Genomic DNA, 22,956 nt, shown 5'->3' with positions numbered 1-22,956 from the left:
TCCTTGCAGCAGGGACCGGCTCGGTTATACTGTGTTTTTATACAGTACTATCGGTTTATCCAGCATTGTAGCCTGCTCGATGACCGCATGCCGATGACTGATTTATTTTCACCGCCACCCCAGGCTTTGCCAACCTATGCAGAGCTGTTCTGCCTGTCGAACTTCTCCTTCCTGGAGGGGGCCTCGCATGCGGAAGAACTGGTGGCGCGGGCGGTGAAGCTCGATTATTTTGCACTGGCGCTGACCGACGAATGCTCGCTGGCCGGCGTGGTACGGGCCCATGCCGAGGCGAAGAAGGCCGGCCTTCCCTTGGTGATCGGCGCCCACTTCCACCTCACGAACGCGGACGGCAGCCCGGCGCTGTCGCTGGTGGTGCTGGCCAAGAACCGCAACGGCTATGGCAACCTGGCGGAATTCATTACGCTGGGCCGCACGCGCAGCGAGAAGGGGACTTACTTCCTCACGCCGGGCGACCTGGCCGATCCCGCGCCCGCGTACAAGCACCTGAAGCACCTGCCCGACTGCCTGGCGATCCTGCTGCCGCAGTATCCGGGGCACGAAGCGGAAGACGTCGACCGCCTGCACGCGCAGGCCGCCTGGATGGCGACCACCTTCCCGGGACGCGCCTGGCTGGGTCTCACGCTGCTGCACCGCGCTTTCGACGAGGCGCACCGCATGACGGTGGAGGAGGTGGGCTGGCAGCACGGCTTGCCGATCACGGCGCTCGGCCACGTGGTGATGCACGTCCGTTCGCGCAAGCCCCTGCAGGACACGCTCACCGCCACCCGCCTGAAAAAGCCGGTGGCCGAATGCGGCTACGGCCTGGCGCAGAACGCCGAGCAGCACCTGCGTTCACGCCTGCGCCTGTCCAACATCTATTCGCGCGAGGCGCTGGACGAGACGGTGCGCATCGCGCGCCTGTGCACCTTCTCGTTGGACGAGCTGCGCTACGAATACCCGGACGAAGTGGTCCCGCCCGGCCACAACGCCAGCAGCTTCCTGCGCGAGGAAACCTATATCGGCGCGCACCGGCGCTTCCGCGACGGCATCCCGGCCAAGGTGCAGGCCCAGATCGAGCATGAGCTCACCTTGATTGCCGAGATGCGCTACGAGCACTACTTCCTGACCGTCTACGACATCGTGCGCTTCGCGCGCTCGCAGCACATCCTGTGCCAGGGACGCGGCTCGGCCGCCAACTCGGCGGTGTGCTACTGCCTCGGCATCACCGAAGTCGACCCGGCCCGCGCCAGCCTGCTGTTCGAGCGCTTCATCTCCAAGGAGCGCAACGAGCCGCCCGACATCGACGTCGACTTCGAGCACCAGCGCCGCGAAGAAGTCATCCAGTACATCTACAACAAATATGGGCGCGACCGGGCCGCGCTGGCGGCGGTCGTGATCAGCTACCGTCCCAAGAGCGCGCTGCGCGACAGCGGCCGCGCGCTCGGCATCGACCTGGCCATCGTCGAGAAGGTGGCCAAGACCCATCACTGGTTCGACAGCCGTGCCGATTTGCTGGCGCGCCTGGCGGAAGCGGGACTCGATCCGGAGTCGCGGCTGGCGCAGCAGTGGGCCACGCTTGCCGACAAGCTGCTGAACTTCCCGCGCCACCTGTCGCAGCACCCGGGCGGTTTCGTCATCGCGCGCGGCAAGCTCTCGCGCCTGGTGCCGATCGAGAACGCCACCATGGCGGACCGCAGTGTGATCCAGTGGGACAAGAACGACCTCGAAGAACTCGGCCTGATGAAGGTCGACGTGCTGGCGCTGGGCATGCTGTCGATGCTGCGGCGCGGGCTGGAGCTGGTCGGACAGCGTCACGGCAATTTGTTCGAGATGCAGGACATCCCGCCCGACGACGTCGCGACCTACGACATGATCTGCGCGGCCGACACCGTGGGCGTATTCCAGATCGAGTCGCGCGCGCAAATGAGCATGCTGCCGCGCATGCGCCCGCGCCGCTTCTACGACCTCGTGATCGAAGTGGCGGTGGTGCGCCCCGGCCCGATCCAGGGCGGCATGGTCCATCCCTATTTGCGGCGGCGCCAGGGCTTCGAAAAGGTGGTCTACCCCAGCTCCGAGATGAAAGTGGCGCTCGAGCGCACGCTGGGCGTGCCGATTTTCCAGGAGCAGGTGATGCAGGTGGCGATTTTAGGCGCCGGCTTCACGCCGGGCGAGGCCGACCAGCTGCGCCGTGCGATGGCGGCCTGGAAGCGCAAGGGCGGGCTGGAACAGTATTACGAACGCATCGTGCACGGCATGCTCGAGCGCGGCTACACGCTCGAATTCGCCGAGGCGATCTTCAGCCAGATCCAGGGCTTCGGCGAATACGGCTTTCCCGAATCGCACGCGGCCAGCTTCGCACTGCTGGCCTATGCAAGCTCCTGGCTCAAATGCCACGAGCCGGCGGCCTTCCTGTGCGCGCTGCTCAACAGCCAGCCGATGGGTTTCTACAGCCCCTCGCAGCTGGTACAGGACGCGCGCCGCCACGGCATCGAGGTGCGCCCGGCGGATGTCGCCATCAGCGGCTGGGATTCGGTACTGGAAGAATTCGATCCGCTCGACCGTTCGCGCCAGCCGGCGGTGCGCCTCGGGCTCTCGCTTCAGCGCGGCCTGAAACACGAGGTGGCCAACCGCATCGAGGATGCGCGCGCGATCCGGCCTTTCGAGAGCGTGGCCGACCTGGCGCGCCGCGCCAACCTCGACCGGGGCGACCTGCAGGTGCTGGCCGGCGCCAATGCGCTGCAGTCGCTGGCCGGGCACCGGCGCGAAGCCTTGTGGCAGGCGGTGGGCGCGGTGCCGGACAAGGACTTGCTGCGCCCGACTACGCTGCTGGAAGAAGTACCGGTGCTGGCCGCACCGTCCGAAGCCGACGAGATCGTCGGCGACTACCGCGCGCAAGGGCTGACCCTGGGCCGCCACCCACTGGCGCTGCTGCGCGAGCAGCTGCTGGCGAAACGCTTCCTGCCGGCTTCCACGTTGATGGATTTCCAGGACGGCCAGCTGGCGCGCGCCTGCGGCCTGGTCACGGTGCGCCAGCGCCCCGGCACGGCGAAAGGCGTGCTGTTCATGACCTTGGAAGACGAAACCGGGAACATCAACGTCATCATCTGGCCGACCCTGGTCGAGCAGCAGCGGCGCGAGGTGCTCAACGCGCCCTTGTTGGGCGTCTACGGGATCTGGCAGAAGCAGGGCGAGGTGCGCCACCTGGTGGCCAAGCGGCTGGTGGACATGTCGCATCTGCTGGGGAAGTTGCGCTCGCAGAGCCGGGATTTCTGCTGATGCTTCGGCGCGGTAATACTCACCGGGCATACCGATTTCAATAGTCGCCAGCGCGTCGCGAGATAAATTGCTATAAGCGCCCAAAGGTATTCTGGGAGAAGTGCTCGCGCCATGGCATCAGTCTGTCTGCGAACGCGGCCGCCAATCTTCAGGCGTGGACTAAGACTGTGTACGTCCACTGATGGGCCGGTTGCTGCCGTCCAGTGCACGACAGCTCTCGACCCCATTGCAGACCTTCTCCTAACGCCGGGTTATCTCTTACTTGTTGATCGCTGGTAGAGGTCGTCGCTGAACGTTTGACCTGACCTACCTTCTCACCATCTGGAGTTTGTGAATCCGCCGTTTGCATCGACACCAAACTGCCGCTAGCGGTCATTGGTTGCGGTCACGTTCACCGTCGACCCGTGCTCGTTTAAAGCGCTTACAAGCTCCTTGAAGGACATGGCTTTCGCAAAAAGCCATCCTTGGGCATATTGCACCCCATGCTCGGCAAGGTAACGTGCCTGCGCTTCGGTTTCTACGCCCTCGGCGACCATCCGCAATCCCATGGTACGGGCTATCGCGATGATATGTTGTACCACTTGGCTGGTCGGGGCCCGCGTGCCAATTGTCTCGATAAAGCAGCGGTCGATCTTCAGGAAATCCAGTTCAAGCGACTCAAGGTACGACAAACTCGAGTAGCCAGTGCCGAAATCGTCGATTGCTACTTCGATTCCCCGTGCTCGCAAGGCTGCGAGCACCGGCCCGGCGGACGCTAAGTCGAGTAACGCCCGCTCGGTTACTTCAACGATCAAGTTCGCGGGCTTTGCGCCCGTCTCCATGAGCAGCCTTTCGAGCATTCTGACAATGTTATCGCAGGTCAGATCGTGCGCCGAGAGGTTCAGTGCAATATGGAATTCCGGGTGATGCACTAGAAAGTCGCCCAGATCGTGTTGCAAAAGTTCTAGCACTCGCTCAGTCAGCCTGTTGATAGTACCGGTTTGTTCGGCAACGGCAATGAACACGTCGGGGCCGATCAGTTCGCCAGTAGGACGGCGCCAGCGCAACAGCGCCTCCACGCCTACCCAGCGACCGCTCGTCAGCTCAACGACCGGCTGGTAAGCCAGAAAAAATTCGTGGTGGCGCAAGCCTTGCCTCAACGAATTCGCAAGCGAGACCTGGCGTCTTGCGAGCAATACGATTGCAACCGCCAACGCCAGTCCGGCCAACATGCTCGCTGGTACCAGACGCTTCGCCAGGTTCATTGTCTGGTGGCTTAAATGAATTTCCGGCACCGCGGCAATGCCGACAATTGGAAATCGCCGTGACCGCACGACGGCAACAAGGTAACCGTCGGCGACAAACGTCGTGTCAAACCGCCTCTCCAACCGCAGCCGCCAACGACCGTCTACATGTCCGCGGTGGATAATTGGATCCCCCGTAACCGGTAAATCCAGATGCACAACGCCTAGCGATACGCCTGGCACGGCGGTCCAGGTGTCGAGCGGCAGGTCGCGGTGAAACAACGCTACGAATTTACCGCGCTGAAAACCAACGAGCCGACTCATTATGCTGTCGCCGATTGGTATGGCTGTATAAAGGATAACTCCGGTGGACGATCGGAATGCTTGCGCCCCGAGTGATACAGGCGCATAGCCCATCGACGAACAAATCAGCGTGCCGTTACTGATGTGTCCAATCGCCTGAATATAGGTCGACGTCAGATCGATCTGCCGCATCAGTGCCTGCGCCTCAGGCGAGCAAGGCCCCGAACCGATGCGCTCCAGCCGTTCAATGCCTTGGAGGGACTGACCTCCAGTTTCATCAAGTCGGCGAAGGACGTCTTTCGCATACCCGAGCGCGAGTGTGCTCTCGGTCTGATAGGCCTGACGCTGCGCTTCGTTCCAGGCCAGCCATGGGGGTACGATGATCGCGAGGACGACACCTACAACCGCAACAGCGAACACAAGACGTTTTTCCATATCACCTCGCGATCCAGTTTCAGGATAAATCGGGTCTCATATCCAAGGTGTCATGCTACAAGGTGCTCTGTCGGCAATCATACTTTGGGATTGGGGACTTAGCCGACCGGCCACGTAAAGAAACTTCGGTGGCTGGCTGCATCGTCTGCAGCTCGCTACAACTGCGGACGTCCGCTCTTGGCCCAGCCTGTGTAAAAACTCAAATTGAAGGACTGGCGGCCGATTTGTACGCGCCAACGCTCATCCTGGAAAACAACGAAGCGTTCCAGGCCGCGTAGTCCCAATTGGGCAGTTTCATCAATGTCAGCACAGAGAACGCTTCAAGCAGGGCATGCAGCGTCAGAAAACGGGCATACGCCCGGATTGCTGCCAGCATCTTTTCAATGCCCAGAATCGCCATCAAGCGCCTGAAGTTATAGGCGAGCACGTGCAGGCTCATCTCGGCTTTCACACGCTCCAGGCCTTTTGTCAGGAAGTGCGTTGCTCCCATCCACGCCTTGATCGTCGCGTACGGATGCTCGACAGTCGAACGCCGGATTCGCATGGCGTCTGGCGCCTGTTCAAGACGCGCCTGCATGTCGTCGAGCACGTCCTGATGTTCCCAACGGGTCACGCGCCGCTGCGAGCTCGGCGTGCACTTATCCTTGAGTGGGCAGGCTTTGCAACTTGAGCGCCAAGTGGCTGGCTCCTGACGGTCAGCCGTGTCAAGTTCCGCCAGGTAGCGACCGATATTCGCTTCGATCTCTGCCATCCGGCGCTTGAGTTTCGCATCGGTGAAGTTGCGGTCACTGCTGTTGACGGCCTTGAATTTGCTTCCGTCGATCGCGACGACTGCATCGGAGAAAAGATCCAGCTGCTGGAACAGAACGACGAACTGCCGGCAGACCTTGCCGATCGCCTTGCCCTTATCTTTTCGGAAGTTCGCTATCGTCTTGAAGTCCGGCGCCAGGCAACCCGTCAGCCACATCAGTTCGACGTTTCGCTGGGCTTCCCGTTCCAGCCGCCGGCTCGATTGAATACGGTTGAGATAGCCGTAAATGTAGAGCTTGAGCAGCACGGCGGGATGGTAGGCCGGTCGCCCCGTCTTTGCCGGATGTACGCGCTCGAATCCGAGGCTGGCAAGATCAAGCTCTTCGACAAATACATCGACAACACGAACCGGATAATTCTCGGTCACATAGTCGTCCAGGTGCTCCGGAAACAGCGTGCCCTGTCCGCGATCTTCGCCTTCGATAAAGCGCTTCATGTGGCACCCGTAGTGATGAGATACTGGCTCAACGTTTACCGATGCGGTTTCGTTTACGCGGCCTTACATTTTTACACAGGCTGGGCCGAAAGCGGACAGTCGGATTGCCGCAGTGTACGAGGTCGTTTCTATCAGGGCAAGTAAGTGGTTTTGTTAGGCATTCTTAAGCTCGCAGAGCCGGGATTTCTGCTGATGCGCCCTAAGCCTGCCTAGGATGCGCGAGAATACGTTGATGAAAACGAATGCACGTAGGAAAGCGCCGATTGCTTGGGTTGTCATGGGTGTGAGCGGATGCGGCAAGAGCGAAGTCGGCATGCGCCTGGCGCAAACTCTGGGCGCTCGTTTCATTGAGGGCGACCGCTTTCATCCTATGGAAAACGTGGCGAAGATGTCAGCCGGTGTGCCGCTGAGCGATGCGGACCGGCAGGGATGGCTGCAGGCGCTGCGTGCAGAGATCGAGCACGCATGGGACGCGGGCGAGCAGGTAGTGCTGGCATGCTCCGCCCTGAAGCGCGCTTACCGCGACATCTTACGCGGCGACAGTGGTGCTGTCCGCTTCGTCCATCTGCACGGCGAGCGCGGGCTGATCGCGCAGCGGATGGCTGCGCGAGCGGGCCACTTCATGCCGCAGTCGCTGCTCGACAGCCAATTGCGCGATCTCGAGCCACTGCAGCGAGACGAGGGCGGCATGACGCTTGACCTGCGCCAGTCGCCGTCCATGCTGGTAGAGCACGTAGTAGCCAGTCTGAAGAATGAATATTTGTAGATACAAATATTTTGACATCTCCATTTAATGTATCTACAATTATGTTATGGAGATCGCATTCGATACCACGAAGGACAAGGCCAATACCGGGAAACACGGTATTTCGTTGGCGGCGGCCGCAGCGATCGAATGGGAGGACGCACTGACGTGGAAGGATGAGCGCTACGACTACGGCGAAACACGCATGTGCGCGATCGCCTATATCAGCGACCGTCTTTATTACGTGGTGTATGTGGACCGTGAAGAAGTACGCCGCATTATCAGCCTGCGTAAAGCAAATTTGAGAGAGGTGCAACGATATGCCGAAACTTAAACCGGGAACGGTTCTCCCTACTCAAGCAGAGGACGCTGCCATCACCAAAGCGGCCATGCAGGACCCCGACGCGATCCCCTACACCGATGCGCAATGGGCAGCAGTCACGCCCACTCGTGGCCGCGGGCGGCCTGCCGGAAGTGGAACCAAAGTGGCGACCAACATTCGCCTGGATCGTGACCTTGTCGAGGCATTCAAGGGAACGGGCGAGGGCTGGCAAACCCGTCTCAACGACGCATTGCGTGAATGGGCGCGGGATCACCGTATGGTCGCAAGCTGAGCGCCTGAAACCGCCGGGCTTGCTTCCTTTCACGCGCGGAAAGCTTGCCGCTGCATGCGATGCATCTTCGCCGCAAACGCCCGATCCCCGGCCTATACTGGACACATGCAGTCCATTTTCCGGGAGATGGCCATGAAAGCGATTCACCCCCTGCTTGCGGCCCTCGGCGCTGCGCTCCTGCTGGCCGCCGGTGACGCCATTGCACAACCCGTCAACGTGGCCGACGGCATCCTGGTCAACGGCGCGGGCATGACGATCTATACCTATGACAAGGATATCGCCGGCTCCGGCAAGAGCAGCTGCAATGCCCAGTGCGCGAAGATGTGGCCACCGGTTCCGCTCACCGTCGAGCGGATCGAATCACCGTACTCGATCGTCACGCGCGACGACGGCAGCAAACAGCTGGCCTACAAGGGCAAGCCGCTGTACCTGTTCGCCAACGATGCCAAGCCGGGCGAGCGCAAGGGCGACAAGATGAAGGGCGTCTGGCACGTGGTGGCCGACTGAAGTTCAGGCGCCGCCCGGCGGCGCGACCGGCCGGATCACCAGCTCATTGCAGCCCGATTCCGCATCCGGTTCGCGGCTGAACGCATTTTCCGGCAGCAGCGCCAGCAGGATCTCGGCCGTGGTGCGAACGATGCACCCCGGCGCCACATGGCCGCCCGTGACGCGTCCCTGTGCATCGGCCACGGTGATATGCAAATGCCAGCCGTCGGACGACAAGGACCCCGCCAGGGTGAGGATTTCGAGGTCGCCTCGCAGTTCGGTAGCCTCGGGCTTGCCGGCAAACCGGATCCGCGCCACGCTCAGGCTGCCGATTCCCTGCAAGACAAAGGCAGCGCCGCCCCCGGTGTCGGCCAGAATCGATGCCAGCGCGCCGCGCAGGTCTTGTCGCGGGTGCAGCCGGACGGGCAGGGTTCGCATCATTCACTCCTCGCTGCGGTTTGTGGACGCGCGATTGCGCTCGTATTGCCTGGCGAGCGGAAACGGCGGCAACCAGGCTTCGCGCCGGATCACCCAGCATTCGTAAGTGGGCGCCAGCTGGCTGGGTTCATCCAGTGCTCCCAGGTGGACTTCGACTTCGTCCTCGCTCCTTGCGAACAGGGACGAGCCGCAGCGGGGACAGAAGAACCGCCCCGCATACTCGCGAGGCACGCCTTCAACCGTCACCGCATCGGACGGGAAGACGGCGGCGGCGTAGAACAGTGCCCCATGACTGTTCTCCTTGGGGCCAGGCAGTGGTGACGATGCGCATGTTGCGCATGGCCAATGCGCTAGCCTGGCTGCCATGGCACGACACCAGCGTACACGATGAAAAAGCACCGATACGCGGGCTCCCTGACACTGGGAATAGTAGCATTCGCCGGCGATGGGCTGTCTGCCTCCGTTCGCCCGAAAGCGGGTGCTTTTTCTGCGGCAGGCTGATCGCGCATTGGATGGGCGCTGCCAGGGAACGCATGGGCCGGCACCGGCCCCGAAGTTGCCGTGAGCCGGCCTGGCCGAGGCTGCGCGAAGCCCAGCCCATATCCCCAATGCGAGAGGTCCGCAAGGCCGCATTTACGCTATCTTTTTCCTGCGTCGGCGGCGGGTCTCCGGGGACTACGCTGCCGGGCAGCGGTATTGGGCACCGGTTACAACCGTCTCCAGAGAGGAAAGCAGCCATGGTCAATTCACTCCAGAAGGCGTGCGCCGCTAAGGCCACCCAGCTAGCCCTGCTGTCGGCCCTCGCTCTACCGCACGCGGCGAGCGCGGCGCAGGATGCCGTCCATCCCAAGGCGGCGCTGGCGGCAGGAACGGCCGCGCCGGGCAAGGACATCGAACGCGGCCGCTATCTCGTCCGCATCGGCGGCTGCAACGATTGCCATACAGCCGGCTATGCCATGAGCGCCGGACAAGTCCCCGAAAAAGAATGGCTTACCGGTGACCAGCTGGGCTGGCGCGGCCCCTGGGGTACGACCTATCCATCCAACCTGCGCCTGACCATGAACGCCATGGGCGAAAACGACTGGATCAAGCTGGCGCGCACGATGAAGACGCGCCCGCCGATGCCGTGGTTTACCTTGCGCGACATGCACAAGGACGACCTGCGTGCGATTTACCGCTTCATACGCCACCTGGGGCCGGCCGGAAAACCGGCGCCGGCCTTTGTCCCGCCGGACCGCGTTGCCGAGGGGCCTGCCATCCAGTTCCCGATGCCGCCGAGGTAATCACATCGAGGGATCCGCCACCGGCGCTACGCCCGCAGCCGGATCCGCCAACGGCTGCGGCTCCTGCCCGGCAAACTCCGCATAAATCCAGTCATCCCCCGCGCGCACCACGCCTTCGGGCGCTACCGGCGCGCGCTCCGGCACCTTGGCCAGCGCGACGCGCATGTAGTCGATCCAGACCGGCAGCGCCAGCGTGGAGCCGAACTCGCGGCTGCCCAGCGAACGCGGCTCGTCGTAGCCCATCCAGGCGACGGCGACGACGTTGCCGCCGTAGCCGGCAAACCAGCCGTCGATCGCGTTGCTGGTGGTGCCGGTCTTGCCGGCGAGGTCGCTGCGCTGCAGCTGGCGCGAGGCCTGCGCGCCGGTGCCGACGCGGGCAACGTCGCGCAGCATGCTGTCGGCCAGGAAGGCGTTGCGGGCATCCAGCAAGCGCGCACTGTCCTGGCGTGGCCGTGGCCGTGGCGCCTCGAACAGGACCTTGCCGTCGCGGTCCTGGATCGTGGTGATCAGGAGCGGTTCAACGCGATAACCGCCGTTGGCGATCACCGCATAGGCGCCGGCTAGCTGCAGCGGTGTCACCGCGCCCGTGCCGAGGGCCAGGGTCAGGTTGGACGGATGGCGCGCCATGTCGAAGCCGAAGCGCGCCAGGTGGCTGCGCGTATCGCTCATGTCGAGCGAACGCAGCATGCGCACTGTCGCCACGTTGCGCGAATGCGTTAGCGCATGGCGCACCGTCACGACGCCCTGGTACAGGCCATCGTCGTTGCGCGGTGCCCAGTTAGCGTAGGCCTTGTCATCTGAAAAGTCTAATGGTTCGTCGAGGATGGCCGTGCCAGGGAAGAAGCCCTGTTCCAGCCCGGCCGAATACACGAAAGGCTTGATGCTGGACCCCGGCTGGCGCCATGCCTGCGTGACGTGGTTGAGCTTTTGCAGCTGGTAGTCGAAGCCGCCGACCAGCGCGCGGTAGGCGCCGGTCTGTGCATCGAGCGCGACGAAGGCCGAAGCGACCTGCGGCACCTGGCTGATGGACCACGTTCCCTTGCCGGCGCTGCTGATGCGCACCACGGCTCCCGGCGCCAGGCGCAGGCCTGCCTTTGCCGTGGCCGACAGGGCGGGAGCAGCGAAACCGAGTCCGGCGCCGGTGATCTCGATGGTGTCGCCGTCGCGGGTCGCCACGCGCACCCGCTTCGGCGAAGCGGCCAGCACGACGGCCGGCGCGAAGCCCGCGATCGCGGGACGCCCTTGCAGGGCTGTGGCGATGGCTTCCTCGCGGCCTGCGGTTTGCGCCGGCAGCTTGATGCGGGCTTCGGGGCCGCGGTACCCGTGGCGTTTGTCGTAGGCGATGGCATTGCGCCGCACCGCCTCGTAGGCTGCGCTTTGTTCCGCTGCATTGATGGTCGTGATGACGCTGTAGCCGCGCTCGTAGGCCGCCTGACCGAAGCGGGTGAAGGCAGCCTGGCGCGCCAGTTCCGCGACGTACTCCGCCCCCGCACCCGGCCCGCCACCGTCCTGCCGTACCTTCAGGGGTTCGGCCAGGGCGCGCCGGTACTGCGCCTCGGTGATGTGCTTCAACTCGAACATGCGCCGCAGCACGGTGTGCTGGCGCTGCTGCGCGCGTTCAGGATTGGCGACCGGGTTGTGGCGCGACGGGTTCTGCGGCAGCCCCGCCAGCATCGCCGTCTCGGCCAGCGTCAAGGCCTCGAGCGGCTTGCCGAAATAGGTGCGCGCCGCGCTGGAAAAACCATACGAGCGTTGGCCCAGGTAGATCTGGTTCATGTAGACCTCGAGGATCTGGTCCTTGGTGAGCGCCTGTTCGATCTTGTAGGCGAGGGCCGCTTCGGTCAGTTTGCGCGGCAGGGTCTTGTCGCGCGACAGGAAGAAGTTGCGCGCGACCTGCATGGTGATGGTCGAGCCGCCCTGGCGGTAGCCGCCGCCCAGGCTGGCCAGGTTGGCCTTGGCGGCGCCGAGCGCGCGGATCCAGTCGATGCCGCCATGCTCGTAGAAGCGCGCATCCTCGATGGACAGCACGGCCGCCTTCATCTGGGAAGGGATCTTCGCGATCGGGACGAAGTCGCGCCGCTCGGTGCCGAATTCGCCGATCAGGACCCTGTCGGCCGAATAGACGCGGAGCGGGATCTTCGGGCGGTAGTCGGTCACGGCGCCGATGTCCGGTACCTCGTCCAGGATGCCGGCAGTGACGGGTGCGCCGGCGCCAGGGAGCAGCACGGCGAACAGGGCGAGGCGGTGAAGAAGGCGGGGGCGGCTGGATGTGGTCATGTCGGTACGGTCGAGTCAATCGGGAGTGCGTTTGTAGTCGCGACGCGGTGCGAATAGTACTGCCGTCTCAAGCTACACGCATTCGGAACAGGAAAGGTAGCGCCAACTGCCTTGATCGGGATCGGGTGACGGTACTGTGGCGCGAAGTGATTGTCGTAGGGTGGCCGGCTTTGCCGGCCGCGCGTTCAAATCACGTTGATGTGGACGCACGGTGGCTTCCTGGCGTTCGTTGAACGCGCGGGCGGGAGGACCCGCCCAACCTACAAAAGCAGCACCCGCGGCGAACGCGGACGAAAAAACGCCCGGATGAAACCGGGCGTTTTTTGCTGGATTCGCTGCTGCGCGATCAGAAGGTTTCCCATTCGTCCGCACCGGCCGCAACCGGTGCCGCAGGCTTGCCCGCTGCCGGCGCTGGTTTCTTGCTCGCCGGCTTGCGCGCCGCCGGCCTGGCCGGCGCCACGAGGGAACGCGACAGCGCAGGTGCGGCAGGCGTGACCGGCGCGGCCATGCGTGCGTCGAGCTTGAACACGTTCACCAGCTGCGCCAGGCGCGATGCCTGGTCCTGCAGCGAGCCGGCCGCCGCCGCCGATTCCTCGACCAGCGCGGCGTTCTGCTGGGTCGATTCGTCCATCAGGCCGATCGCCTGGTTGACCTGGTCGATGCCATGGATCTGCTCCTGGCTCGCCGACGAGATCTCGGCCACGATGTCGGTGACGCGGCGGATCGACGCGACCACCTGGTCCATGGTCTCGCCGGTCTGGTCGACCAGCTTGGTGCCGGCATCGACCTTGGCGACCGAATCGCCGATCAGGGTCTTGATTTCCTTGGCCGCCGCAGCCGAGCGCTGGGCCAGCGTGCGCACTTCCGAGGCCACGACTGCGAAGCCGCGGCCCTGTTCGCCGGCGCGCGCCGCTTCCACTGCCGCGTTCAGCGCCAGGATATTGGTCTGGAAGGCGATGCCGTCGATGACGCCGATGATGTCGACGATCTTGCGCGAGGACTCGTTGATCGAGCCCATGGTCGCAATCACCTGGCCGACCACGTCGCCGGCCTGGGTCGCCACGCTCGATGCGGTGACCGCCAGCTGGTTGGCCTGGCGCGCATTGTCGGCATTCTGGCGCACGGTGCCGGTCAGTTCTTCCATCGATGCCGCGGTCTCTTCGAGCGAGGCGGCCTGCTGTTCGGTGCGGCTCGACAAATCGAGGCTGCCCGCGGCGATCTCGCCCGAGGCGGTGCCGATGGTGTCGGTGCCGCTGCGCACTTCGCTGACGATCTTGGCCAGGCTATCGTTCATATTGCCCAGCGCGCGCAGCAGGGCGCCGGTTTCGTCGCGGCGGGTCGCGTCCAGGCCGGCGCCGATGCGCACGGTCAGGTCGCCCGCGGCCACGGTTTCCGCTGCCTGCACGGCTTCGCGGATCGGGCGCGTGATGCCGAGCGTGAGCATCCACGAGAACAGGGCGCCCAGCACGACGGCGGCGGTGGTGAGCCCGCCGATGATGAAGTTGCCGCGGCGCGCGGTGGCGTCGATGTCTGCGGCCGTGGCGGCGATGTTCTCGCGCTGCAGCGCCACCAGTTCGTGGATCGATTCCTGGTACACCTTCGCGGTCGGGGTGAAGGCCTCGTCGAGGATCTTGTCCGCCAGTTCCTGGTTGCCCTCGGCCTTGGCCTTGACCGCGTTGTCGCGCGCGGCGCCGTAGGCCTTGCGCTGGTCCTGGATGCGCTTGAACAGGGCGGTTTCCTTGTCGCCGGCGATCAGCGGTTCGATCTGCTTGACCAGGTCGGCCGCGGCCTTGGCCGTGACGGCGGCGTCTTCCTTGAAGTAGGCGGTGAGGCCAGGGTCGCTGCTCTTGACGATGGCGGCGGTGCGGCGCACGGCGCCGAAGATCTGGGTGTACCACTCGGCGATCATGCGCTCCTTGGCCAGCGGCGTGGCCAGGGTGTCACGGGCGGAGGTGGCGACCTGGTCGAGGCGCCACATGCCGGTGGCGGCGATCATGACCGCCATGAGGAGGGTCAGCGCGAATCCGGCAGCCAGGCGGATGCCGATCGGGAAGTTGTTCAAGGTGCGCATGAGTATCGGTGTGGCCAGCGCCCCATAGAGGCGCCAGGCGTTACAGTGGTTGGTTCACGAAGTAACTATTATTGCCCAAACGAAACTCGAATGCACGGTTCATCCGCCCTTGTATAGACAATTTACAACGCGGATGCTCAGTTTTCGTCTTTCTCCTGCGCGGCCAGCTCCGCTTCGCGCAGGCGCTGGCCGCGAGGGTGCGCGGCGCGGCCTCTTGCGGGGCGATGCCGGGGGTGACGGGTTGGTCGGAGAGTGTATGCATGGCAGCGCCGCAAAAAGATGCAGAATAGGATTGCCCCATGCCAACAGGTCAATTGCTCAGGCATATTCTTTGAGAAAGATGTAGAACTGTCGAAACCCGTAGGGTGGGCAGCGTGGTTCAGTCCAGTGGACTGAACCACGCCCACGCGGTGATAGATGCGGGCTCCGTGGTCGTGCCGGATGATCTGGCTGCAAACTATCACCGCGTGGGCAAGGGACTTGCCCACCCTACGGTGTTGCTCTGCGCAAACTTCTCGGGCTGAGGTTGGCCAGGTGACCAGAAGTATTTGCGCCGTTTAAGGTATAATTTCTATTTCCCGCGTGTGCCGTTCGGCACCTTCAGCACAATGACCAAATTTGTATTCGTCACTGGCGGCGTCGTGTCTTCCCTTGGCAAAGGGATTGCGGCCGCCTCTCTCGCTGCGATCCTCGAATCGCGCGGCCTCAAAGTCACCATGCTCAAGCTCGACCCGTATATCAACGTGGATCCGGGCACCATGAGTCCAACCCAGCACGGCGAAGTCTTCGTCACCGACGACGGCGCCGAGACCGACCTGGACCTGGGCCACTACGAGCGCTTCATCAGCACCCGCATGAAGAAGGTGAACAACTTCACCACCGGCCAGATCTATGAGTCCGTGATCCGCAAGGAGCGCCGTGGCGAATACCTCGGCAAGACCGTGCAGGTGATCCCGCACATCACGAACGAGATCCAGGATTACATCCGCCGCGGCGCCGAAGGCGTGGACGTGGCGCTGGTCGAAATCGGCGGCACCGTCGGCGACATCGAGTCGCTGCCGTTCCTGGAAGCCGCGCGCCAGCTGTCGCTGCGTTCGGGCCGCAAGGGCGCGGCCTTCGTGCACCTGACCCTGGTGCCGTGGATCGCCTCGGCCGGCGAACTCAAGACCAAGCCTACCCAGCACTCGGTGCAGAAGCTGCGCGAGATCGGCATTTCGCCGAACGCGCTGCTGTGCCGCGCCGACCGCCGCATCCCGGACGACGAACGCGCCAAGATCTCGCTGTTCGCCAACGTCGAAGAGCAGGCCGTGATTTCGGTCTGGGACGTGGACACCATCTACAAGGTGCCGCAGGTGCTGCACGACCAGGGCCTGGACGACATCATCCTCGAAGCCCTCGGCCTCGAAGCACCAAAAGCCGACCTGTCGGTGTGGACCAAACTGATCCATACGCTCGAGAATCCGAAGCACGAAGTCACCATCGGCATGGTGGGCAAGTACGTCGACCTGATCGAATCGTACAAGTCGCTGACCGAGGCGCTGCGCCACGCCGGCATCCATACCGAAAGCCGCGTCAACATCGAATACCTCGACTCGGAAGAGATCGAGTCGAAGGGCTGCGACCACCTGGCCAAGTACGACGCCATCCTGGTCCCGGGCGGCTTCGGCAAGCGCGGCGTGGAAGGCAAGATCATGGCTGCCCGCTACGCCCGTGAAAACAAGATCCCTTACCTCGGCATCTGCCTGGGCATGCAGGTCGCGCTGATCGAATACGCGCGCCACATGGCCGGCTTCCCGAACGCGAACTCCACCGAGTTCGACCAGGACACCGACCAGCCGGTCGTCGCCCTGATCAACGAGTGGCAGAACCACGACGGCAAGGTCGAGCGCCGCGACGAGAATTCCGACCTGGGCGGCACCATGCGCCTGGGCGCGCAGACCTGCGCGGTGAACCCGGGCACGCTGGCCGCCGAAATCTACGGCAACGTGGTCACCGAGCGCCACCGCCACCGCTACGAAGGCAATAACTACTACCTGCCGAAGGTGGAAGCTGCGGGCCTGATCGTGTCGGCGCGCACCCCGAACGAAGACCTGCTCGAGATCATGGAACTGCCGCGCAGCGGCGACAACGCGCACCCGTGGTACATGGGCGTGCAGTTCCACCCCGAGTTCAAGTCGACCCCGCGTAACGGCCATCCGCTGTTCACGTCCTTCATCCGCGCCGCGCTGGCGCACCAGGCGGCGAACACGAATGTCGCCGCGAATGTGCAAACTGAGGTTCAAACCAGTGCGCCCGCACTGCAAGGAGACGCAGCATGAAACTCGCCGGATTCGACGTCGGCCTCGACAAGCCAATCTTCCTGATCGCCGGTACCTGCGTGATCGAATCGCGCCAGATGGCGATGGACACCGCCGGCATGCTGAAGGAAATTACCTCGGCACTGGGCATCCCGTTCATCTATAAATCGTCGTTCGACAAGGCCAACCGCTCGTCGGGCGCCTCGTTCCGCGGCCCCGGCATCGAAAAAGGCCTGGAGATCCTGGCCGACGTGCGCCGCGAGATCGGCGTTCCCGTGCTCACCGACGTGCACGACGAAGAGATGATCCCGATGGTCGCGAGCGTCGTCGACGTGCTCCAGACCCCGGCCTTCCTGTGCCGCCAGACCGATTTCATCAATGCCTGTGCGCGTTCGGGCAAGCCGGTCAACATCAAGAAGGGCCAGTTCCTGGCTCCGGGCGACATGAAGAACGTCATCGACAAGGCACGCGCCGCCGCACGCGAGGCGGGCCTGCCGGAAGATAACTTCATGGCCTGCGAGCGTGGCGCCTCGTTCGGCTACAACAACCTGGTCTCGGACATGCGGAGCCTGGCCATCATGCGCGAATCGAACTGCCCGGTGGTGTTCGATGCGACCCACTCGGTGCAGCTGCCGGGCGGCCAGGGCACCTCGTCCGGCGGCCAGCGCGAGCACATCCCGGTGCTGTCGCGCGCGGCGGTTGCCGCGGGCATCGCCGGCCTGTTCATGGAAACCCATCCGGATCCGTCCAAGGCCATGTCGGACGGCCCGAACGCGGTGCCGCTGGGACGCATGAAGGAACTGCTCACGACCCTGGTCGAGATCGACCGCATCGTCAAGAAGACCGGCTTCCTCGAAGCGGACTTCAAGTAACCGATTCAATCACGCGTCCTGCGGCATAGCGCGCGCCGCAGTGTGAGCTGCCTACCGAATTCTTACCCTTCCGGAGACTGTAAAACATGAGTGCTATCGTTGATATTATCGGCCGCGAAATCATTGACTCGCGCGGCAATCCGACCGTGGAATGCGACGTCCTGCTGGAATCGGGCGTGATGGGCCGTGCCGCCGTGCCTTCGGGCGCATCGACCGGTTCGCGCGAAGCGATCGAACTGCGCGACGGCGACCCGAAGCGTTATTTCGGCAAGGGCGTGCTGCAGGCCTGCGAAAATATCAACACCGAGATCTCCGAAGCGATCATGGGCCTGGACGCCAATGAACAGGCCTTCCTGGACCGTACCCTGATCGATCTCGACGGCACCGAAAACAAGAGCCGCCTGGGCGCCAACGCCATGCTGGCCGTCTCGATGGCCGTGGCCAAGGCCGCCGCCGAAGAAGCCGGCCTGCCGCTGTACCGCTATTTCGGCGGTTCGGGCGCCATGCAGATGCCGGTGCCGATGATGAACGTCATCAACGGCGGCGCGCACGCGGACAACAACCTGGACATCCAGGAATTCATGATCATCCCGGTCGGCGCGCCAAGCTTCAAGGAAGCGATCCGCTGGGGCGCCGAGGTGTTCCACACCCTGAAGAAGATCCTGCACTCCAAGGGCCTCTCCACCGCGGTCGGCGACGAAGGCGGTTTTGCCCCGTCAGTAGCCAACCATGAAGAAGCGATCAAGCTGATCATGCAGGCGATCGAGCAGGCCGGCTACGAAGCCGGTTCGCAGATCGCGCTGGGCCTGGATTGCGCCGCCAGCGAATTCTACAAGGACGGCAAGTATGTGCTGGAGGGCGAAGGCCTGTCGCTCACCGCGACCGACTTCACCAACATGCTGGCTACCTGGTGCGACAAGTACCCGATCATCTCGATCGAAGACGCGATGCATGAGGGCGACTGGGACGGCTGGGCAATCCTGACCGCGGCACTGGGCAAGCGCGTGCAGCTGGTGGGCGACGACCTGTTCGTCACCAACACCAAGATCCTGAAAGAGGGTATCCAGAAGGGCATCGCCAACTCGATCCTTATCAAGATCAACCAGATCGGCACCCTGACCGAGACCTTCGCCGCCATCGAGATGGCCAAGCGCGCCGGCTACACCGCCGTGATCTCGCACCGTTCGGGCGAGACCGAAGACTCGACCATCGCCGACATCGCGGTGGGCTTGAACGCCCTGCAGATCAAGACCGGCTCGATGTCGCGTTCGGACCGCATGGCCAAGTACAACCAGCTGCTGCGCATCGAGGAAGACCTGGGCGACGTCGCCAGCTACCCGGGCCGCGACGCGTTCTATAATTTGAAATAAGCCTCAGGTAAGGCAAACGGCCGGGCTGCTTACAGGCTGTCCGGCCATATTATCGCCTTCACCCCGCGCCCATGCGACTCATCACCATTGCGCTTGCCGTCCTGCTGCTGCTGATCCAGTACCCCTTGTGGCTGGGGAAGGGCGGCTGGCTGTCGGTTGCCGACATGCGCGGCCAGGTCGAAGCGACCCGGCTCAAGACCGACGGGCTCAAGGCGCGCAACGCCAAGCTCGAATCGGAAGTACGCGACCTGCGCGAAGGCACGGGCGCGGTCGAAGAGCGTGCCCGCTACGACCTGGGCATGATCAAGCAGAATGAAATCTTCGTGCAGGTGCTGCGCAAGGACGAGCAGCCGGCGGTCTCGATGACCGTGCCGCCGCCACCGCCTGCGCCAAAAGACAAGACGAAGCGCTGAACGTGCTTCAAGAGGAGTGTTGCATGACCGAACCCATCACCCCACCGAATCCGGCGGAGCTCGACTCGCTCGATGCGATCGCCGACTGCCTGGCCGAAGCCTTCGAGGACGGCGAGGGCGCCGTGATCGCCGCCGCCATGGCGGCCGTGGCGCAGGCGCCCGGCCTGGGCGAGCTGGCTGCCGCAGTGGGCATGTCGCGCGATGCGCTGCATGCGGCCTTGGGCGCCGAGGAGTTCAATCTCGACCTGACCCTCGAGATCATGAAGGTGGTCGATTTGCATATGTCGGGCGGCCGCGCCTGATTTGACGCCTGCGCCGCCCGGCGCATGGTTTCCCCCCGGTCTCCCAGGGGGCGCAGTTCAGCTGATCTTCAGCTTCATGTCAGCTGATTGCTCCTTCTTCCTGCTTAATCCGACGACGCGTCACCCTGCTTCGCGCCCGCACCCTGCTCGAGGAAGGAACGCAGCATCCACGCGTTTTTCTCGTGCACTTCCATGCGGGTGGTCAGCATGTCGGCGGTCGGGAAGTCGTCGATCTCGTCGGCGACCTTCACGCCCGCGCGCAGCGTGCGGGTCAGGATTTCGTTGCCCTCTACCAGTTGGCGGATCATTTCCTTGGCCGAAAGTACTTCAGGCTCTTCGGTGATGTTCGACAGCTCGGCATAACGCTTGTAGGTGGCGGGCGCGAAATGGCCCAGCGAACGGATACGCTCGGCGATGTCGTCCAGCGCGGTCCACTGTTCGGTGTACTGTTCCTCGAACATCACGTGCAGGGACGAGAACATCGGGCCGGTCACGTTCCAGTGGAAATTGTGCGTCTTCAGGTAAAGCATGTAGGCGTCCGCGAGGACGGTCGACAGCGACTCGACGATCTTGGCGCGGTCTTCGGTATTGATGCCTGTATCCATATGCATAGCAAATTCTCCTGGTGGTCAAAGGCGGCAGCGTCGTAATCATTTCGCAACGCTGTCAAAGATGCATCAGCTTAGCACTCGCTCGAATTTCATGCGGCACGCTGCTCCGGTTCAACCCCGGGGCGTGGAAATATGCGCATCTTTACAGCTGGCTTGTCATTACAATCATGTGATCATTTCCTAAAGGATCCGCATGAAACGACTCATCGTGATAGCTGCCGGGCTGGCGGCGGGCATGCCCGCCTTCGGACAAGACGCCGCGCCGGCAGCGGCCGAGCCGGTCGAGACCGTGACGGTCAGCACCATCAAGGACCCGGCGCTGCGGCCCTACCGGCGCATGCTGCGTGGGCTCGATGCCTGGGATGAAAAGCGCGGGCTGGCGCCGGCCGCGCGCCTGCGTTTCGAGCTGTTGACGCAGGATGGAAAGCCGGCCCAGCCCGAAGGGTTGGCGCTGCGCATTGCCGGGGACAAGGTCGATATCCCGCTGCCGATCGATGCCGATGCGACCTTCGTGCTGCCGCGCAGCCAGGAAGCCTATGACGACGAAGCGGACCTGCTCCTGAATCGCAAGAAAGACCAGTTCCGCTGGCGACCCCAGGTGCGCACGCCCGGCGTGCCCGAACATGCGCGCCGGCTTGGCGACCTGCGGCTGGAATGTGAAATTACCCACGCAATCCGCAAGGAAGAGATCCCGCTGCTGTACCGCGCCGGTGCGGTAGCGGCCGGAGGCATTTGCCAGTTGCCGATGGTGGGCTATATTTTCCGCGCGCCGAAGCGCCTGGCCTCGGCCACCGTGGTGTCGGGCGGGCGCAAGGCCGGGCTGGCACTGCATGAAGGCGGGGCGGGATACATGGTGCCGATGCGCGACAAGAGCTGGGACAACGACGCGCTGGTCGTGTACGAATATGCCGAAGCGAAGCCGGCAGGTACGCCGTGAGCGGGCGGCTTGCATCCATCGAAAGGGGGGGCGCCCTGCGCCGCATCCTGCCGGCCGCGATCATCGTCCTGTCCGCGCAGGCCGCGCGTGCCGGTGAGGTCGTGGTGACGGTGCGGCAGGCCGCGGCCGGCGCGCTCGAAGTGAGCTACGCGCTGCCCGCCGCATGCAAGCGCCTGCCGTTCGTGAAGGACGGACCGGATGCGGCGAAAATCCGGTCGCGCTGGGAAGCGCAAGGCGATTGCGGCACGGCCGGTGGCGATACCCTGCAGCGCAGCAGTGCCAGCTGCCCGGCGCTGCGTTTCCGGGTGCCGGCCACCAGCGACAAGGTCAGCGGCTATCCGGGTTCCTTCCCGGTCGGCCGGGCGATCTATGCCCACATGTCCAACTATGCGGTGGGCTCCGATTGCGGCCAGGTAGCCTACCGCTTCGCCTCGACCGGCAGCATCAGGACCGCCAGGACCCAGTTCGATGGCGAGGCGCCGGCCGATGCCGATGCACCGGCCCTGTTGTTCCCGACCCGCCAGGCATTCGACGGCAGGGATGCCGACTACTTCGATCCGGCATTGGACGCGGCCGCAGTCAGCCAGATCCGCAGCGTGGCCGCCGGCACCGCCGCTTACCTGCAGGCGGCCATGCCGAAGGCCGCGTTCCGGCGCCCGATCGTCGCCGCCACCCTGGCGCGCGAGCCGGGCGGCCCGAATATCGGCGGCAGTGCCGGCGAGGTCTTGCTGCTGTCGCTGTTCAATTGGCCGGACGCGCCGGCGCCGCACTACCAGCGCCAGATGAACAAGCTGGTGGCGCACGAGATGAGCCACCGGTTCCAGCTGCGCGACGCGGTCGACGGCTATCCCGATGCGCGCCTGATCCACGAAGGCGGCGCCGAGTTCCTGCGCTGGTCGGTATCGCTGCGCCAGGGCTGGCTCACGCCGCAGCAGGCTGCGGAAGAACTCGACGATGCGCTGGCCGCCTGCATGCTGGGGACAGCCAATCGCCGCTGGCGCGCCGTGCCGCAGCAGGAGATCGCGACCAACCGCTTCGAATACAGTTGCGGCCTGCCCGCCTATGTGTATGCGCTGGCGGCGCGCCAGGGCAGGGGATCGCCCTACGCGCGGCTGGACGCCTTCTACAGCCTGCTGGGTACCGGCGCCACACCGGATTTCGCGCAGGCGCTCGAATGCGGCGCGCAGCCCTGCACCCCGCGGGTGCTGCCGGCCCTCCTGGACGGACAGGCCCCGATGCGGGAAAGCTGGGCGGCGCTACTGGACACCACGGGGCTGGCGACGCCCACGCTGCCGACCCGGTCGCAGGTCGATGCCATGATGCTGGAAGCGCTCACCGCGCTGGTGAAGGAAGACTGCGGCGGCCGGCGCAGCATGACGCCGACGCCGGACAGCGTGCTGTTTGAGAGCTTGCCCGGATGCCGGCGCCTGCGTGCCGATGCCGAGGTGGTGCAGGTCGAAGGAAAGCCCGTGTTCGGCGGGGACCTGGCCTTGCCGGCCATGGTCGCGGCCTGTGCCAGCCGGCAGGCCGTCACGCTGGGCCTGAGAACCGGTGCATCGCTGGAGCTGGCTTGTGCTAGGCCCTACCAGATGACTGCGCGCATGTATGCGGCGGACATCGGCAAGATCATGGAAGCGCTGGGGCGCGGGGAGTGAGGGGAGGAAAGTATGATCAGGCCATCGCCATTGAGGTCGACGCCGGTCATTCGCACACCAACGAATCGAAGGACACTTCGGTCCCTGCGGTCAGGTTGAAGG

At 64.1% G+C, this 22,956-nt stretch carries 19 protein-coding genes and 1 pseudogene; 13 read left to right on the top strand and 7 right to left on the bottom strand.

Annotation, left to right across the window (positions count from 1 at the left end):
* Nucleotides 1-93: 93 nt before the first annotated feature.
* Nucleotides 94-3,276, top strand: a complete 3,183-nt coding sequence (locus HGB41_RS05655) for an error-prone DNA polymerase (protein ID WP_171082111.1) — start codon at nt 94-96, stop codon at nt 3,274-3,276.
* Nucleotides 3,277-3,641: 365 nt separating this feature from the next.
* Here the strand turns inward: HGB41_RS05655 and HGB41_RS05650 are convergent, their stop codons facing one another.
* Both HGB41_RS05650 and HGB41_RS05645 read right to left on the bottom strand, forming a co-directional pair.
* On the bottom strand, nt 3,642-5,237 hold the full coding sequence (locus tag HGB41_RS05650; protein WP_171082109.1) for an EAL domain-containing protein: 1,596 nt from the start codon (nt 5,235-5,237) through the stop codon (nt 3,642-3,644).
* 355 nt (nt 5,238-5,592) lie between these two features.
* Nucleotides 5,593-6,483, bottom strand: a pseudogene (locus tag HGB41_RS05645) (transposase); the annotation flags it as partial.
* Nucleotides 6,484-6,715: 232 nt separating this feature from the next.
* On the opposite strand from HGB41_RS05645, the gene HGB41_RS05640 reads away from it, so the two are divergent.
* The 4 genes from HGB41_RS05640 (at nt 6,716) to HGB41_RS05625 (ending at nt 8,349) form a co-directional block, all read left to right on the top strand.
* The gene (locus HGB41_RS05640) at nt 6,716-7,249 is read left to right on the top strand and encodes a gluconokinase (RefSeq protein WP_229422831.1); all 534 of its coding nucleotides are present in this window, start codon (nt 6,716-6,718) and stop codon (nt 7,247-7,249) included.
* Nucleotides 7,250-7,295: 46 nt separating this feature from the next.
* Nucleotides 7,296-7,562, top strand: a complete 267-nt coding sequence (locus HGB41_RS05635; RefSeq protein ID WP_171082106.1) for a BrnT family toxin — start codon at nt 7,296-7,298, stop codon at nt 7,560-7,562.
* The gene (locus HGB41_RS05630; RefSeq protein WP_171082104.1) at nt 7,549-7,842 is read left to right on the top strand and encodes a BrnA antitoxin family protein; all 294 of its coding nucleotides are present in this window, start codon (nt 7,549-7,551) and stop codon (nt 7,840-7,842) included. Before HGB41_RS05635 ends, HGB41_RS05630 begins: the two co-directional genes overlap by 14 nt.
* A 132-nt stretch (nt 7,843-7,974) precedes the next feature.
* On the top strand, nt 7,975-8,349 hold the full coding sequence (locus tag HGB41_RS05625; RefSeq protein WP_171082101.1) for a COG4315 family predicted lipoprotein: 375 nt from the start codon (nt 7,975-7,977) through the stop codon (nt 8,347-8,349).
* 3 nt (nt 8,350-8,352) lie between these two features.
* Here HGB41_RS05625 and HGB41_RS05620 read toward each other — a convergent pair whose 3' ends face one another.
* Nucleotides 8,353-8,766, bottom strand: coding sequence for a PPC domain-containing DNA-binding protein (locus HGB41_RS05620; RefSeq protein ID WP_171083406.1), 414 nt, complete (start codon nt 8,764-8,766; stop codon nt 8,353-8,355).
* A gap of 3 nt (nt 8,767-8,769) precedes the next feature.
* Nucleotides 8,770-9,132, bottom strand: a complete 363-nt coding sequence (locus HGB41_RS05615) for a GFA family protein (protein WP_171082099.1) — start codon at nt 9,130-9,132, stop codon at nt 8,770-8,772.
* 371 nt (nt 9,133-9,503) lie between these two features.
* Between HGB41_RS05615 and HGB41_RS05610 the strand changes: the two genes are divergently transcribed.
* On the top strand, nt 9,504-10,049 hold the full coding sequence (locus tag HGB41_RS05610) for a cytochrome C (RefSeq protein ID WP_171082098.1): 546 nt from the start codon (nt 9,504-9,506) through the stop codon (nt 10,047-10,049).
* Here HGB41_RS05610 and HGB41_RS05605 read toward each other — a convergent pair whose 3' ends face one another.
* Together HGB41_RS05605 and HGB41_RS05600 are read right to left on the bottom strand one after the other, a co-directional pair.
* On the bottom strand, nt 10,050-12,326 hold the full coding sequence (locus HGB41_RS05605) for a penicillin-binding protein 1A (protein WP_171082096.1): 2,277 nt from the start codon (nt 12,324-12,326) through the stop codon (nt 10,050-10,052).
* Nucleotides 12,327-12,672: 346 nt separating this feature from the next.
* Nucleotides 12,673-14,397 carry a methyl-accepting chemotaxis protein gene (locus HGB41_RS05600; protein WP_171082094.1) on the bottom strand — a complete coding sequence of 575 codons (1,725 nt, stop codon included), beginning with the start codon at nt 14,395-14,397 and terminating at the stop codon, nt 12,673-12,675.
* A gap of 608 nt (nt 14,398-15,005) precedes the next feature.
* On the opposite strand from HGB41_RS05600, the gene pyrG reads away from it, so the two are divergent.
* The 5 genes from pyrG (at nt 15,006) to HGB41_RS05575 (ending at nt 19,651) form a co-directional block, all read left to right on the top strand.
* Complete coding sequence (pyrG, locus tag HGB41_RS05595; protein ID WP_171082092.1) at nt 15,006-16,715, top strand: CTP synthase; 1,710 nt, start codon at nt 15,006-15,008, stop codon at nt 16,713-16,715.
* Nucleotides 16,712-17,566 (top strand): 3-deoxy-8-phosphooctulonate synthase, encoded by an 855-nt coding sequence (gene kdsA / locus HGB41_RS05590; protein WP_171082090.1) that lies wholly within the window; start codon nt 16,712-16,714, stop codon nt 17,564-17,566. Before pyrG ends, kdsA begins: the two co-directional genes overlap by 4 nt.
* Nucleotides 17,567-17,652: 86 nt before the next feature.
* On the top strand, nt 17,653-18,936 hold the full coding sequence (gene eno, locus HGB41_RS05585) for a phosphopyruvate hydratase (RefSeq protein ID WP_171082088.1): 1,284 nt from the start codon (nt 17,653-17,655) through the stop codon (nt 18,934-18,936).
* Nucleotides 18,937-19,007: 71 nt separating this feature from the next.
* Nucleotides 19,008-19,349, top strand: coding sequence for a cell division protein FtsB (ftsB, locus tag HGB41_RS05580; protein ID WP_171082086.1), 342 nt, complete (start codon nt 19,008-19,010; stop codon nt 19,347-19,349).
* 23 nt (nt 19,350-19,372) lie between these two features.
* Nucleotides 19,373-19,651 carry a helix-turn-helix domain-containing protein gene (locus HGB41_RS05575; protein WP_171082084.1) on the top strand — a complete coding sequence of 93 codons (279 nt, stop codon included), beginning with the start codon at nt 19,373-19,375 and terminating at the stop codon, nt 19,649-19,651.
* A gap of 104 nt (nt 19,652-19,755) precedes the next feature.
* Here HGB41_RS05575 and HGB41_RS05570 read toward each other — a convergent pair whose 3' ends face one another.
* Nucleotides 19,756-20,262: a Dps family protein gene (locus HGB41_RS05570; RefSeq protein ID WP_171082082.1), complete on the bottom strand. Its 507-nt coding sequence runs from the start codon at nt 20,260-20,262 to the stop codon at nt 19,756-19,758.
* 193 nt (nt 20,263-20,455) lie between these two features.
* Here HGB41_RS05570 and HGB41_RS05565 point away from each other — a divergent pair, with 193 nt between their 5' ends.
* Both HGB41_RS05565 and HGB41_RS05560 read left to right on the top strand, forming a co-directional pair.
* A complete protein-coding gene (locus HGB41_RS05565) occupies nt 20,456-21,199 on the top strand; it encodes a hypothetical protein (protein WP_171082080.1) in 744 nt (247 codons plus the stop codon).
* Complete coding sequence (locus HGB41_RS05560; RefSeq protein WP_171082078.1) at nt 21,196-22,854, top strand: hypothetical protein; 1,659 nt, start codon at nt 21,196-21,198, stop codon at nt 22,852-22,854. The genes HGB41_RS05565 and HGB41_RS05560 overlap by 4 nt, the downstream gene beginning before the upstream one ends.
* The last annotated feature ends 102 nt before the right edge of the window (nt 22,855-22,956 follow it).

Origin of the sequence: Telluria aromaticivorans, assembly GCF_013003915.1 — a bacterium.
In the GTDB taxonomy this organism is placed as follows: Bacteria; Pseudomonadota; Gammaproteobacteria; order Burkholderiales; family Burkholderiaceae_D; genus Telluria; species Telluria aromaticivorans.
Note: the sequence above shows the minus strand (reverse complement) of the source record. Positions and strands in the feature narration are given on the sequence as shown.